Annotated in this window: 8 protein-coding genes; 3 read left to right on the forward strand and 5 right to left on the reverse strand. The window is 70.5% G+C overall.

Translation table 11 applies throughout. The features are described from left to right. Nucleotide 1 precedes the first annotated feature (1 nt). The 4 genes from LG3211_RS00405 to LG3211_RS00420 all read right to left on the reverse strand — a co-directional run bounded on the left by LG3211_RS00405 (nt 2) and on the right by LG3211_RS00420 (nt 3,030). Nucleotides 2–664: an MlaC/ttg2D family ABC transporter substrate-binding protein gene (locus LG3211_RS00405; RefSeq protein ID WP_057941111.1), complete on the reverse strand. Its 663-nt coding sequence runs from the start codon at nt 662–664 to the stop codon at nt 2–4. Then, nucleotides 661–1,224: an outer membrane lipid asymmetry maintenance protein MlaD gene (gene mlaD, locus LG3211_RS00410; RefSeq protein ID WP_057941112.1), complete on the reverse strand. Its 564-nt coding sequence runs from the start codon at nt 1,222–1,224 to the stop codon at nt 661–663. Before mlaD ends, LG3211_RS00405 begins: the two co-directional genes overlap by 4 nt. A 268-nt stretch (nt 1,225–1,492) precedes the next feature. Next, nucleotides 1,493–2,242: an MlaE family lipid ABC transporter permease subunit gene (locus LG3211_RS00415; RefSeq protein WP_057941113.1), complete on the reverse strand. Its 750-nt coding sequence runs from the start codon at nt 2,240–2,242 to the stop codon at nt 1,493–1,495. Continuing rightward, on the reverse strand, nt 2,242–3,030 hold the full coding sequence (locus LG3211_RS00420) for an ABC transporter ATP-binding protein (RefSeq protein ID WP_057941114.1): 789 nt from the start codon (nt 3,028–3,030) through the stop codon (nt 2,242–2,244). The genes LG3211_RS00415 and LG3211_RS00420 overlap by 1 nt, the downstream gene beginning before the upstream one ends. Before the next feature lie 461 nt (nt 3,031–3,491). Here LG3211_RS00420 and recC point away from each other — a divergent pair, with 461 nt between their 5' ends. The 3 genes from recC to recD are packed head-to-tail and all read left to right on the forward strand — an operon-like array spanning nt 3,492 to nt 12,300. After that, nucleotides 3,492–6,908, forward strand: coding sequence for an exodeoxyribonuclease V subunit gamma (recC, locus tag LG3211_RS00425; RefSeq protein ID WP_057941115.1), 3,417 nt, complete (start codon nt 3,492–3,494; stop codon nt 6,906–6,908). Beyond that, nucleotides 6,905–10,468 (forward strand): exodeoxyribonuclease V subunit beta, encoded by a 3,564-nt coding sequence (gene recB / locus LG3211_RS00430; RefSeq protein ID WP_057941116.1) that lies wholly within the window; start codon nt 6,905–6,907, stop codon nt 10,466–10,468. The genes recC and recB overlap by 4 nt, the downstream gene beginning before the upstream one ends. Continuing rightward, entirely contained in the window at nt 10,465–12,300 is a 1,836-nt protein-coding gene (recD, locus tag LG3211_RS00435; RefSeq protein WP_057941117.1) for an exodeoxyribonuclease V subunit alpha, read from the forward strand. The genes recB and recD overlap by 4 nt, the downstream gene beginning before the upstream one ends. Before the next feature lie 247 nt (nt 12,301–12,547). On the opposite strand, the gene LG3211_RS00440 is transcribed toward recD, so the two are convergent. Further along, complete coding sequence (locus tag LG3211_RS00440; protein ID WP_083512189.1) at nt 12,548–13,711, reverse strand: LysR family transcriptional regulator; 1,164 nt, start codon at nt 13,709–13,711, stop codon at nt 12,548–12,550. Between the last annotated feature and the right edge of the window lie 47 nt (nt 13,712–13,758).

The following is a 13,758-nucleotide window of genomic DNA, read 5'->3' on the forward strand; positions in this document are numbered from 1 at the left end:
CTCAGTTGCTGCTCGCCTGGGCCTGCAGCTTGCCGGCCTTGATGTCGGCGGCGACCTGGCTGATCGACTTCTGACTGAGCGGGGTGTCGAACTGATTGCGGAAGGTCTGCACGAAGCTGACGCCTTCCACCATCACGTCGAACACCTTCCACTGCGCGCCGTTCTTGCGCAGCAGGTAGTCCACCGGAATCGGCTCGCCGCCCTGGCGCAGGAACTCGCTGGAGACCTTGACGATGGCGCCGCCGCGCAGCGGGGTCTCGGACTTGATCCGGACCTGCAGGCGGGTGTTGAAGTCGAGCAGGGCCGAGCCGTAGCGCTGCATCAGGCTGCCGGTCAGGGCGTCGGCGAACTGGTTCACCTCGGCGTCGGACGCGCCGCGGCCGTGGGTGCCCAGAACCAGGCGTGCGGCGTAGTCGCGGTCGAAGACCGTGTTGAATTCGGTGGTGATGAACTGGCTCAGCGCGGCGCGGTTCTTGCTGAACTCGGCGCGGCGCGACTCCAGGGTGGACAGGATGCGGGTGCTGTTGGCCAGCACCATCGCGCTGGGCGAACCGGCGGCGGGCGCGGCCTGGCCCGGGGCCGCGGTGGCCTGGGCGAAAGCGAGGGAGGGCGCGCCGGCGATCAGAGCCGAGGCGAGGACGGTGGCGATCAGGATGCGCTTCATTTCTTGCTCTCGTCGGAGGGGGCGGCTTCGCCCTTGAGGTAGTCGGGAACGTCGGCGTCGGCCGGCTTGGCTGCGGCCGCGCCGCCGCCATTGCCGCCTTGTGCGCCGCCGCCGCTGAACATGTACTTGCCGACCAGCTGGATCAGATCGACGGCCGGCTGGGTCAGGAAGATCTCGTCGCCGGGCTTGAGGTTTTCCGGGTCGCCGCCCGGGGACAGGCCGACATAGCTTTCGCCGAGCAGGCCGCTGGTGAGGATCCCGGCCGAGGTGTCAGCGGACAGGGTGTAGCGCTTGTTGATGGCCAGGGTCACCACCGACTTGTACTTGACCGGGTCCAGCGAGATGTCGGCCACCTGGCCCACGGTCACGCCACCGATCTTGACCGGCGCGTTCGGGCGCAACGGGCCGATCGTGCTGAATTTGGCGATGATGTTGTAGCTATCGCCGCCGAAACCGAACTTGCCGTTGGTGGAGGCGATGGCCAACACCAGCAGCGAAGCCAGGGCGAGCAGCAGGAACGCGCCTACGGCGAATTCGATGCGGGGACTGCGGACGGACATGGCATCACCTTGGGGATAAAGCCCGCGCGGATCAACGCGGCTGTGGAAACGGTATGTCTGGAACGGTGTGGGTATTGCGAAAGGGTCCGGGCCGCGGAGGCCTTGGAGCCCCTCTCCCGCCTGGCGGGAGAGGGGTTGGGGTGAGGGCGCGCGATTTCCGCGCTGCAACCTCACCCGGGCCCTCATCCGCCCTGTCGGGCACCTTCTCCCGCTCGCGGGAGAAGGGAAAACAAAGCACCCCTCCCGCAAGCGGGAGAAGGAAAACGGCTTACTTGAACAGCAGCGCCGACATCACGAAGTTGAACATCAGCACCAGCAGCGAAGCATTGACCACCGCGCGCGTGGTCGCCACCGAAGTGCCTTCGATGGTCGGCTCGGCGTGGTAACCCACATACGCCGCCACCAGCGCCGCGGTCGCGCCGAATACCGCCGACTTCACGAACGCCATCAGGAAGTCGTCATAGAAATCGACGCTGTCCTTGAGCACCTGCCAGAACGTGCCGGCCTCGATGCCGATCACGTGCACCGACTCGAAGTAGCTGGCGGTGATAGCCAGGCTGCAGAAGAACCCGGTCAGCAGCGGCACGCACAGCACCGCCGCCCAGAACCGCGGCGCCACCGCCTTGCCGATCGGGTCGATCGCCATCAGGCCGAGCGCGGTGATCTGGTCGGTCGCGCGCATCAGGCCCAGTTCGGCCGCGATCGAGCTGCCGGCGCGGCCGATGAACAGCAGCGCGGTCAGCACCGGCCCCAGTTCGCGGTACAGGCCCAGGCCCAGCATCGCGCTGACCTGATTGGCCGCGCCGTAGGTGTCGAGCGCGCGATAGCCCAGCAACGTCACGGAAAGGCCGACGAACGCGCCGCCAACAGCGATGATCGGCAGCGAACGTGCGCCGATCTTGTAGATTTCGCGGATCAGCTCGCGGAAGAAGTCCGCGGTCGGTTTGGACGCGCGCAGCACCGACAGCGAGAACAGGCCGGCACGGCCCAGCGAGCGGGTGGCCTCGATCAAGGGCATCAAGCAGCCTCCGAAGTGCGCGGCGCGGCATCGAAGCCGATCGGGCCGTCGGGCTCGCCGCGCAGGAATTGGCGGACCAGCGGGTCGGTGCTGTGTTCCAGCTCGGCCGGCGTGCCCGAGAACACGATGCCGCCGTTGGCGATGACGATGGCGTGGTCGGCCACCGGCAGGGTTTCGTGGACGTGGTGGGTGACCACGATGCTGGTCAGGCCCAGGGTGTCGTTGAGGCGGCGGACCAGGCTCATGACCACGCCGGAGGCGATCGGGTCCAGGCCGGTCAGCGGTTCGTCGTAGATCATCAGCGGCGGGTCCAGCGCCAGCGCACGCGCCAGGGCGACGCGGCGGGCCATGCCGCCGGACAGCTCGCGCGGGTAGGCGTCGGCGGCGGCCTGCAGGCCGACCGCGTGCAGCTTCATCAGCACCAAGCGGCGGATCAGCGCATTGGGCAGTCGGGTGTGGGCGCGCAGCGGCAGCGCCACGTTCTCGGCGGCGGTGAGGTCGGTCAGCAGGCCGTTGCCTTGCAGCAGCACGCCGATACCCTTGCGCAGTTCGAGCAGGTCGCGCTGGTTCTGCGGCACCTGCTGGCCGAACACCTCGACCTTGCCCGCGGCCGGCGCGAGCTCGCCGGTCAGCGCCGACAGCAGCGTGGACTTGCCGCTGCCCGACGGCCCCAGCACCGCGACGATGCTGCCGCTGGGCACCGACAGATTGATTCCGCGCAGCACGCTGCGGCCGCCGCGATCCAGGCGCAGGTCGGTCAGGCGGACGATGGGCGATGACGTCGTCATGCGGAAAGACAATCCGGTGCGGGCGGGGCGAAGCGGGTGCGTCTACAAAACGGCGCAGCTTGGCCCAGCGAGGCTGAACGGGGTTGGAGCGTGGCGCCATTGTCGCAGCTTAGCGGTCTGCGCCCGGAGATGGGTCGGTCGGAGGGTCGGCGCAGTGTGTGAGGTGGAAGCGTGACGGGGGTGGATTAAAACGGTTTTAAGCGGTTGGTTGATTGTCGCCAAGAGCAAATCCCCCCTGGCCCCCCTTTTTCAAAGGGGGGAACGCTTCGATGGGGTGCGTGGTGTTTGACAGCGACGCAGGCTCGCACTCGACGAAGCGACGATCGCTCCGTTACCACGTCCTCTCAGGACGAATTCCCCCCTTTGAAAAAGGGGGGCAGGGGGGATTTGCTCCTGACCCCCAAACACAAACGCCACATCCCGCTCCTGCGCCCGGAGCCCCCATGCGGCAAGATGTCCGAATGTCCGCGCGCCCCGATTTCCGTCTCTATCACTCCAATGCGCTGGACGTGCTGGCCGGAATGCTGGCGCAGGAACTGCGCGCGCCGGCGCCGGGACAGGCGCTGTTGACGCCGGACACCGTGCTGATTCCGCAGGTGGCGATGCGCCGCTGGCTGCAAGCGACGCTGGCGCAGGCGCACGGCATCGCCGCCAATCTGGAATTCCTCACCCCCGGCGAATTCGTGCAACGCGCGCTGGAGGCGAACGAAACCGGCGCCCAGGCCGAGCGCGGCGAAGACCTCGACGCCGCCGCCCTGCACTGGCGCGTCTACGCCACCTTGTCCCAGCCCGCGCAACTGCGCGAACCCGCGCTCGCGCCGCTGCGCGCCTACCTCGAAGGCGACGATCCGATCAAAGCCTGGTCGCTGTCGGGCGAACTGGCCTCGCTGTTCGAGAAATACCAGGCCTGGCGTCGCGACTGGCTGCTGGCCTGGGACGCCGGCCACGAGCGCAACGACGCGCAGGCCGCGCTGTGGCGCCGCGTCGCCGCCGGCCGCCGCTATCGCGCGCGCCGCATCGACGACTACCTCGCCCGCTTCGGCGCCGATCACGGCGGCCCGGCGACGATCCCGCGCGGCCTGCCGCCGCGGCTGTTCGCCTTCGCCACCCTCAACATCTCGCCCGACGTGCTGCGGGTGATCGCCACGCAAGCGCTGGCCGGCACCCTGCACTTCTATCTGCCCACGCCCACGCGCAAATACTGGGGCGATCTGGGCACCCTGGCCGAGCGCCTGCGCCAGGGCGAAGACGCCGCCTTCGGCGAGGACGACAACCCGCTGCTGCAGGCCTGGGGCGCGGCCGGGCGCGATTTCATGGCGGTGCTGGGCGGCTACGAAGTCGTGCATCCCTCCGGCGAAATCGCCGCCTACGCCGATCCGGAAGAAAGCCGCCACGACGACCCGGCGCGCGACAGCCTGCTGCAACGCCTGCAACGCGACCTGCTGCACCGGCGCGCGCTGCCGTCGGTGCCGTGGCGCGCGCAGCTCGACCGCGCCGACGCCAGCGTGCAAGTCCACGCCTGCCACACCCGCCTGCGCGAGGTGCAGGTGCTGCACGATCAACTGCAGGCGCTGCTCGATCGCGATTCGCCCGAAGGCCGCCGCTTCGATCCGCCGCTGCAGCCGCGCGAGATCGCGGTGCTGGCGCCCGACATCGATCCCTACGCGCCGCATATCGCGGCGGTGTTCGGCGGCTTGGCCGGGCGGCCGGGGTTCATTCCCTATGCGCTGGCCGACGTCAGCCCGCTCGCCGCCGAGCCGCTGGCGGAAGTGTTCCTGCGCCTGCTCGCGCTGCCGGTGTCGCGCTTCGGCCTCAGCGAGATTCTCGATCTGCTGGCGACCGCGGCGATCGCCGAGCAGGCCGGACTGGACAGCGCCGGCCTCGACCGCCTGCGCCTGTGGCTCGGCGACGCCGGCGCGCGCTGGGGCATCGACGCGGCCCATCGCAGCCGCCACGACGCGCCCGGCGACGATGCCTACACCTGGGCGTTCGCGCTCGACCGCCTGCTGATCGGCCACGCCGCCGGCGGCGAGGAGGCGAGCCACGACATGGTCGCCGGCATCGCCCCGTATGCCGAACTCGAAGGCGCCTCGCTCGACGCGCTCGACGCGCTGATCCGCCTGCTGCGCGTGCTGGCGCGTTTCGAACGTGGCCTGGCCGCCGACCTCTCCCCCGCGCAATGGTCCGAGCGCCTGCTCGGCCTGCTGCGCGCGCTGCTGCCCGAACGCCCGCGCGAGGCCGCCGATCAGCGCACGCTGGAACGCCTGCGCAGCCTGATCGAGCGCTTCGCCAGCGACGCCGCGCACGCCGGTTACGACGGCGCGGTGCCGCCGGAAGTGGTGCGCGCGCATTTCCGCGCCGCGCTGGCCGAGGCCGACACGCGCGCGCCGCTGCTCACCGGCGGCGTCAGCTTCGGCCGCATGGTGCCGATGCGGCTGATCCCGTTCCGCGCGATCTGCCTGCTCGGCATGAACGACGGCGACTATCCGCGCCGCGATCCGGCCGGCGGCCTCAACCGCCTCGCCGCCGAACTGGGCACCGCCGCGCGCCGCCACGGCGACCGTTCGCTGCGCGACGACGACCGCTTCTTGTTCCTGCAGTTGTTCGCCGCCGCCTCGGACACCTTCTATCTGAGCTACCTCGGCGCCGATCCGCGCGACGGCAGCCAGCGCGAGCCGTCCACGCTGGTGTCGGAGCTGCTCGACGTGATCGCGCGCTACCACGCCGACCCGGCGCGGGTGCGCGCGCAGTTCACCGTGCGCGAACCGCTGCAACCGTTCGCGCCGGCCGCGTTCGGCGCCGATGCCGGCGTAGGCGCCGAGCCGGAGCCGCGGCGTTTCAGCTATCGCGGCGAATGGCGCCCGGCGGTGGACGCCGGCGCGCGCTCGCAGCGGCTCGAACTGGGTCCGTGGCTCGACGATCCGCTGCCGCCGGACCCGCCGCCGGCCGATGCCGGCGGCCACGACGGCGTCATCGACTATCGCGATCTGCGCAGCTTCCTGCGCGATCCGCCCAGCGCCTTCCTGCGCCAACGGCTGGGCCTGAAACTGCCGGACGAAATCGACAGCGCGGACGATGTCGAACCGCTGGTGCTGCCCGGCCCGGGCCTGTTCCGCCAGCAATTGCAACGCGCCGTGTTCGACGATCTGCTGGCCGGCGACGGCGCGATTGATCGCGACCGTTTGCAGGCCGCGCTGCGCGCGCGCGCGCTGTTGCCGTCGGGTCCGCTCGGCCGGCGTCAGCTCGACGCCTTGCTCGGGCAGGTGCGGCCGTTCGCGGATGCGTTCGCGCGCTGGCGCAGCGGCGAGGCGCAGGCGTTGGCGTTCGATCTGGATCTGGGCGAAGCGCAGCTGCGCGGCCGGCTCGACGATGTCTATGCCGGCGGCTTGGCGCGATTGCGTTTCGACACCTTGCACGGGCCCTCGCAGATCGCCCACGGCCTGGACTGGCTGGTGCTGTCCGCGCTTGGCGACGCGCGCCCGCTGGCGCAGTTCGCGCAGGCCGCGGACGGCCCCGGGCCGCATCTGCGTCCGGCGTTGTCGCCGCCCGCCGCCCAGGCCGCGCTGCGCGCCTTGCTGCGATTGCGCGACTACGGCCTGCGCATGCCGCTGCCGTTCCTGCCGCGCGCCGGTTGGCTATGGTACGAAGCTCAAGCGCAGGACCAGGACGGCCGCGGTCACGCCGGCTGGAACAAGGCCGAAACGCAATGGCACGGCAGCGCCCGCAGTTGGGGCGAGGCCAGCCCGGCTGGCGTGCAACTGGCGCTGCGCGGGCGCGATCCGTTCCTGGACCCGGAACTGGGCGAACAATTCCGCGGCATCGCCCGGCTGGTGTTCGACGCGGTCGTGCACGGACGCGACGAGGACGGCGGCGCATGAACCTCGCACGCGATCCCTTCCTCGACCTGCCGCTGGACGGCCTGCGCCTGATCGAGGCCAGCGCCGGCACCGGCAAGACCTACACCTTGGCCACCTTAGTCGCGCGCCTGGTGATCGAACGCGGCCTGCGGGTCAGCGAAATCCTCGCGGTGACCTTCACCGACGCGGCCACGCAGGAACTGCGCGAGCGCCTGCGCCGTCGTTTGCTGCTGGCCGCGCGCATCGCCGCCGACGATCCGGCCCTGCCGGCCGATCACGACGACGCCGAACGCGCGATCACACGCGAACTGGTTCGCGCGCAAGCCGAACAAGAAGGCGCGGCCGCCTTGCGCACGCGCCTGCAGCGCGCCGCGCGTGAGATCGATCTAGCCGCCGTGGTTACCATCCATGGCTTCTGCGCGCGAGTGCTGGCCGAGCACGCGCTGGAAACCGGACAAGCCTTCGCCGCGCCGGAGATGATCGGCAGCGAGCGCGAACTGCTGGACGAAATCGCCCTGGACCTGTGGCGCGCGTTCGGCAGCGAGGCGACCGCGGCGGAATTGCTGTCGCTGCAATGGCCGGGCGGGCCGAAGTCGCTGGCCTCCGACCTGGGCGCGTTGCTGCGCGCGCCGCTGCTGTTGCCGCCAGCGCCGGCCGAAGCGGCCGATCCGCTGCCGAACCTGTTGCACGCCGCCGACGCGCTGCGCGCGAGCTTCGCCCAGCACGGCGACGACGCTTTCGCCGCGCTCGATGCCGCTATCGCCGGCAAGGTGCTCAACGGCAACAGCTACCGCGCGAATTTGCCGCGAGATCTGTGGTCGGCGTTGAAGCAGTGGAGCGCGAACGGCGACGCCGCGCAGCCGCTGGATGAGCGCATCGAGAAACTCACGCCGGCCGCGCTGGCCGCCAAGACCAACAAGGGCAAGGACGCGGCGACGCCGGCTTCGCCCTTGTTCGACGCGGTCGCGGCGTACCTGGACGCTGCGGCGCAGCGCGATCAATGGCTGGCGGGACAGGCGGTGAGCCTGGTGCACCGCATCCGCGATGCCGCGCGCGAACGCCTGGCCGAACTCAAGCGCGTGCGCCGGGTGCAGAGCTTCGACGATCTGATCGGCGATGTCGCCGCGGCGCTGGAAGGCCCCGAAGGCGAGATTCTGGCGCAGCGCTTGCGCGAGCAGTACGCGGTGGCGCTGGTGGACGAATTCCAGGACACCGATCCACGCCAGTGGGCGATCTTCCAGCGCGTTTTCGCGCAGCGCGCGCTGTTCCTGATCGGCGATCCCAAGCAGGCCATCTACGGCTTCCGCGGCGGCGACGTGCACACCTACCTGACCGCCGCCGCGCTGGCCGATCAGGCGCCGCCGCTGGATCACAACTTCCGCTCGCGGCCGTCGCTGCTGCGCGCGATCTCGGCCTTGTACGCGCAGGCCGGCGAGACCGCGTTCGTCGATACCCGCATCGCCTTCCGCGAAGTCCAGGCCGGCGGCGCGGTCGCCGACGCCGACCTGCAACGCGACGGCGCGACCGCGCCGGCCCTGACCGTGCGCGCGCTGCCGGCGCCCGAGGACGGCCGCAAGAAACCCGAATGGAGCGCGCCGGAATCGCGCGATCTGGCCGCGCGCGCCTGCGTCGCCGCGATCCACGGCTGGCTGCGCGATGCGCGCGAAGGCCGCGCGACCATCGGCGCGCGCGCGCTGCTGCCGGCCGACATCGCCGTGCTGGTGCGCAGCCACGACGAAGCCGCGCGCATCCAGCAGGCTCTGATCGCCGCCGGCATTCCGGCGGTGGCCGCCGGCCGGCGCAGCCTGTTCGCGACCGCGCAGGCGATGGAAGTGCTGACTCTGTTCGACGCGCTGCTGCATCCGGGCGACGGCGGCCGTCTGCGCGCGGCGCTGGCGACCGTGCTGATCGGCCTGGACGGCGCGGCGATCGCGCAACTGGCGCGCGAGGACGACCTGCAGCGCGACTGGCAACTGCGCGCGCTGGCCTGGCGCGAACGCTGGCAGCGCCACGGCCCGCTCGCGCTCATCGCCGACCTGTGCGCCGAACACGCGCCGCGTCTGCTCGGCTTGAACGACGGCGAGCGGCGCCTGACCAACACGCTGCAACTGGGCGAAACCCTGCAGGAAGCCGATACCCGTTCGCTGGGCCTGCACGGCTTGCGCGACTGGCTGCGACTGCGCATCGCCGAGGCCGACGACAGCGACGAGAAACAGCAACTGCGATTGGAATCCGATGCGCACCGCGTGCAGATCCTGACCCTGCACAAGAGCAAGGGCCTGGAGTTCGGCCTGGTGTTCATGCCCTTCGTCGCGATCGGCCGCGAGCCGCGCGGCGGGCGCTGGTGCGAATACCCCGATCCGCAGCGCGGCCGGATCATGCAGTTGCAGACGCAGGTGTCCGATCCGCGCACGCCCGATTGGGACAGCGCGCGCGAACGCGCCGCCGCCGAGGCGCGCGCCGAAGACGCGCGCCTGCTCTACGTCGGCCTGACCCGCGCCCGGCATGCGCTGTGGATCGCGACCGGGCCTCTGTATCTGGCCCCGGCCTCGCCGTTGCGGCCGATGCTGGCCGACCTGGACGCGCTCGCGAGCGGACACGAGGGCGAGATCGTCATCGACGCCGCGCTGCCCGAACCCGCGCCGACGCCGTTGCCGCCGCTGGCCAGCGGCGCGGTGCCGCCGGCGCGCGAAGCGCGGCGTTCGGTGCCGCGCGACTGGTGGGTCTACAGCTTCACCCAATTGACCAACGAAGACGGCGGCGTCGCCCAGGCCGCGCAGGACGAGCGCGGCGCCGAAGACGAACCGCAGACCGCGGCGGTGGCGTTGACGCCGGGCGATGCGCGCTACTCCGGCAGCCGCTTCGGCAATGTCGTGCACAACGCCCTGGAGCGCGTGGATTTCGCCGCCTGGCGCGAGTGGACGCCGGAGCGGCCGGCGCCCGACGGCGCGCCGGATATCCTGGCCGCGGCGATGCGCGGCGAAGGCTATGTCGAAGCCGACATCGACGACGGCCTGCCGCTGCTGACGTCGCTGGTCGGCCTGACCCTGACCGCGCGCATGCCCGAAGGCGCGCGATTGTGCGAAATCGCCGAGCACCAGCGCCGCAGCGAAATGGAATTCCACTTCGCCCTGGAATCGGCGCCGGTCGATGCGCTGCTGGCGACCTTGCACGCGCACGGCTGGCTGCGCGATCGCCGCGCCTTCGGTCTGCGCCGCCGCCTGGAAGGGTTGATGACCGGCAAGATCGACCTGGTCTACGCCTTCGAAGGCCGCTATTACGTGCTCGACTACAAGACCAACCGACTGCCCGACTACGAGCCGGCGCAGATCGAGCGGGCCATGAACGAGAGCGAATACACCTTGCAGTCGCTGATCTACACCATCGCTCTGCATCGCTGGCTGCGCTTCAGACTCGGCGAGGCCTACGACTACGCGCGCGATTTCGGCGGCGTGCGCTATCTGTTCTGCCGCGGCCTGGATCCGGGCGACCCGGCCGCGGGCGTGCACGCGGACAAACCCGCGCGCGAACTCGTCGACGCCATCGATGCCTTGTTCGCCGGCGGCAGGGTCGCGCCATGAGCCTGCTCGACAGCCTCTACCGCGAAGGCGCGCTGCGCACGGTCGATCACGCCCTGGCGCAGTCCTTGCGCCGGCTCGATCGCGACACGCCCGATCGCGTGCTCGCCGCGGCGGCGCTGGCTTCGCAGGCGATCGCGCGCGGCCACGCCGCGTTCGATCCGCGCCGCCCGCAGTTGCTGACCGAAGCGGCGATCGAATGGCCCGATGGCGATCAATGGCTGGCGGCGCTGGCCGATTCGCGCTGGATCGCGACGCCGCAGGCCGACCGTCCGGCCGATCCGGCGGCGCCGTTGGTGCTCGAACGCGGGCTGCTGTATCTGCGTCGTTATCGCGAATACGAACGCCGCCTGGCGCAAGGCCTGCGCCGCATCGCCGCGTTCGCGCCGGCGCCGGCCGATCTGCCTGCGCTGGCGCCGCTGTTCGCGGCCTTGTTTCCCGATGCGCGCGACGACGACCGCCAGGCGCGCGCGGCGGCGTTGGCGCTGCTGCAGTCGCTGCTGCTCGCCACCGGCGGCCCCGGCACCGGCAAGACCACCACCATCGCGCGATTGCTGGTGCTGTTGATCGCGCAAGCGCGCCTGGACGGCGTGCCGCCGCCGCGCATCGCCCTGGCCGCGCCGACCGGCCGCGCCGCCGAGCGCATGGCCGAAAGCCTGCGCGCGGCGGCCGAACGCCTGTGCACGCTCGACGCGGTCGAGGCCTCGCTGTGCGATGCCTTGCCGCGACAGGCCAGCACCCTGCACCGCTTGCTCGGCAGCGTGCCGGACAGCCCGCGGTTCCGTCACGACGCGCGCAATCCGCTGGCCTTCGATGTGATCGTGGTCGATGAGGCCTCGATGGTCGATCTGCCGCTGATGTGCAAGCTGGTCGAGGCCGTGCCCGATGGCGTGCGGCTGATTCTGCTCGGCGATCGCGATCAGCTGCCGTCGGTGGAAGCCGGCGATGTGCTCGCGGCGATCGTCGATGCGGCCGGCGACGACGACGGCTTGCCGGCGGAGTGGGCCGTGCAACTGCGGCCCTTGCTCGGCGAGGACACGCCGGTCCAGCACGCGGCGCAGCCGCTGAGCGCGTATCGCGTGCATCTGCGTCGCGGCTATCGTCAGGCCGAGAGCCTGGACCTGGCGCCGCTGGCCGAGGCCACGCGTGCCGGCGACGCCGACACCGCGCTCGAACTGCTGCGCGGCGGCGTTTTGGCCGGCGTGCATTTCCACGAAGACCTGCACGATCCGCTGGCCGGCGGCGGGCGCGAGCGCCTGTTGTCGGCGTGGCGCGAAATCGGCGCGACCGACGATCCGGCGCAGGCGCTGGCCCTGGCGGCGAAGCTGCGTCTGCTGACAGCGATGCGCGACGGCGGCCAGGGCGCCGCGCCCTTGAACGCGCGGATCGAGGAAGCATTGGCCGGCAGCCATCGCCCGGCGTATTTCCACGGCCGTCTGTTGCTGGTGACCGAGAACAGCTATCGCCACGGCCTGTTCAACGGCGACATCGGCGTGTGTTTGCGGCCGCGCGGCGACGAACATGCGGGCGCGGCGACGGTGGCGTGGTTCGCCGGTGGCAGCGACGGCGTGCGCGGCTTCCATCCCTCGGCCTTGCCCGCGCACGGCGGCGCGTTCGCGATGACCGTGCACAAGGCGCAGGGCTCGGAATTCGACAGCGTGTGGCTGCAACTGCCGCGTCAGGACGCACGGCACTTGTCGCGCGAACTGATCTACACCGGCCTGACCCGGGCGCGGCGTGAGTTGCATATCGCCGCCAGCGAAGCGGTGCTGCGGCTGGCGTTGTCGCGGCACGCGGCGCGCGTGTCGGGGTTGTCGTGGCGGTTGGGGGCGTAGTCTTTCATCAACAACGAAGCGACGACCTGTTGCCCCCTTTGGAAAAGGGGGCGGGCGCCCGGCGTTGATCGGGGTCGAGGATGGCTTCAGCGCGGGGGATTTGCTTTTGCTGGGACAAGCAAGAGCAAAAGAGAAACCCCCCTGGCCCCCCTTTTTCAAAGGGGGGATCGGTAGGAGGGATTCGCTGAGGCGGGGAGGGCGTTGGGAGTCGGTGCGATCGATGGGGAGGTTTCGATAACCTCGCCGCCTACACCAACGCCGCATCCTCATCACTAGGCGTATCGTCCCGGCGCGCGGCCCCATCCTCGGCGCGCTTGGCGGCGCGTGCGGGCGTCTTGCCGGGGCGCTTGGCGTCCACCGCTTCGGCGATGGCTTCGATCGCTTCCACCACCGGCACCGCGATCGTGCGCGGTTCGCCGGCTTCCTTCGCCAGGCTGTGGGCGAGGGTGGCTTCGGCTTCTTCCGAGGCCTTGCGGAAACGCTTGGCGTCCGGGCACAGCACCTGCATGTAGTCGGCGTCGAAGTTCAGGCGCTCGACCAGGAAGTCCACGAACGCGCGCACCTTCGGCGATTGCACCTGCCCGCGCGGGAACACCGCGTTGAACTCGTACTCAGGGCCGGTCCAGCCGGCCAGCACGCGTTGCACGTAGCCTTGTTCGGCGAAGGCCTTGACGGTGACGTCGGCGGCCAGCATCAGCGCTTCGCCGCACAGCAGCGCGCCGCGCAGCGGGCCGGGGTCGTTGGCGACCATGACCGGGTCGATGACGTAATCGACGTTGCGCTCGCCGTCGCTGAGCGTCCAGATGTATTCGTTGTTGCGCCGCGACTTGGGCATCGCCAGGGTGCGGTGATGGCGCAGGTCGTCGGGATGCAGCGGTTCGCCGTGGCGGGCGAGGTAGTTCGGGCTGGCGTAGATCTGGGTGCGGAAGATCGCCAGCCGGCGCTTGATCAGGTTCGAGTCGGGCAGGTCGCCGACGCGCAGGGCGACGTCGATGCCCTTGTCGATCATGTCCACGGTTTCGTTGCTGAGGTTCATCTCCACCCGCACTTCCGGATGGCGCGCGTGGAACTCGCCCAGCAGCGGCGCGATCCAGGTGATGCCGACCGAATACGGCGCGGTGATGCGCAACCAGCCGCGCGGGCCGCCCTGCAGCTGGCCGACCGCGCTTTCGGCTTCGGCCAGTTCTCGGGCGATGCGCTGGCAGTGCTCGAAGTAGATGTTGCCCGCTTCGGTCAGGCCGAGCTTGCGCGTCGTGCGATGCAGCAGCTGCGCGCCCAGGCGCGTTTCCAGTTCCTGCACCTTGCGGCTGACCGTGGTCTTGGGCAGGCGCAGAACGCGCGCGGCCGCGATGAAGCTGCCGCTTTCGACCACCTTCACGAAGATCAGGGTGTCGTTGAGATCGTGAGCCATGGGGGATGGCCTCCTTGGTAATGGGGCGAAAGACAGACGGCGCGAGT

This window comes from Lysobacter gummosus (assembly GCF_001442805.1).
GTDB lineage: Bacteria > Pseudomonadota > Gammaproteobacteria > Xanthomonadales > Xanthomonadaceae > Lysobacter > Lysobacter gummosus.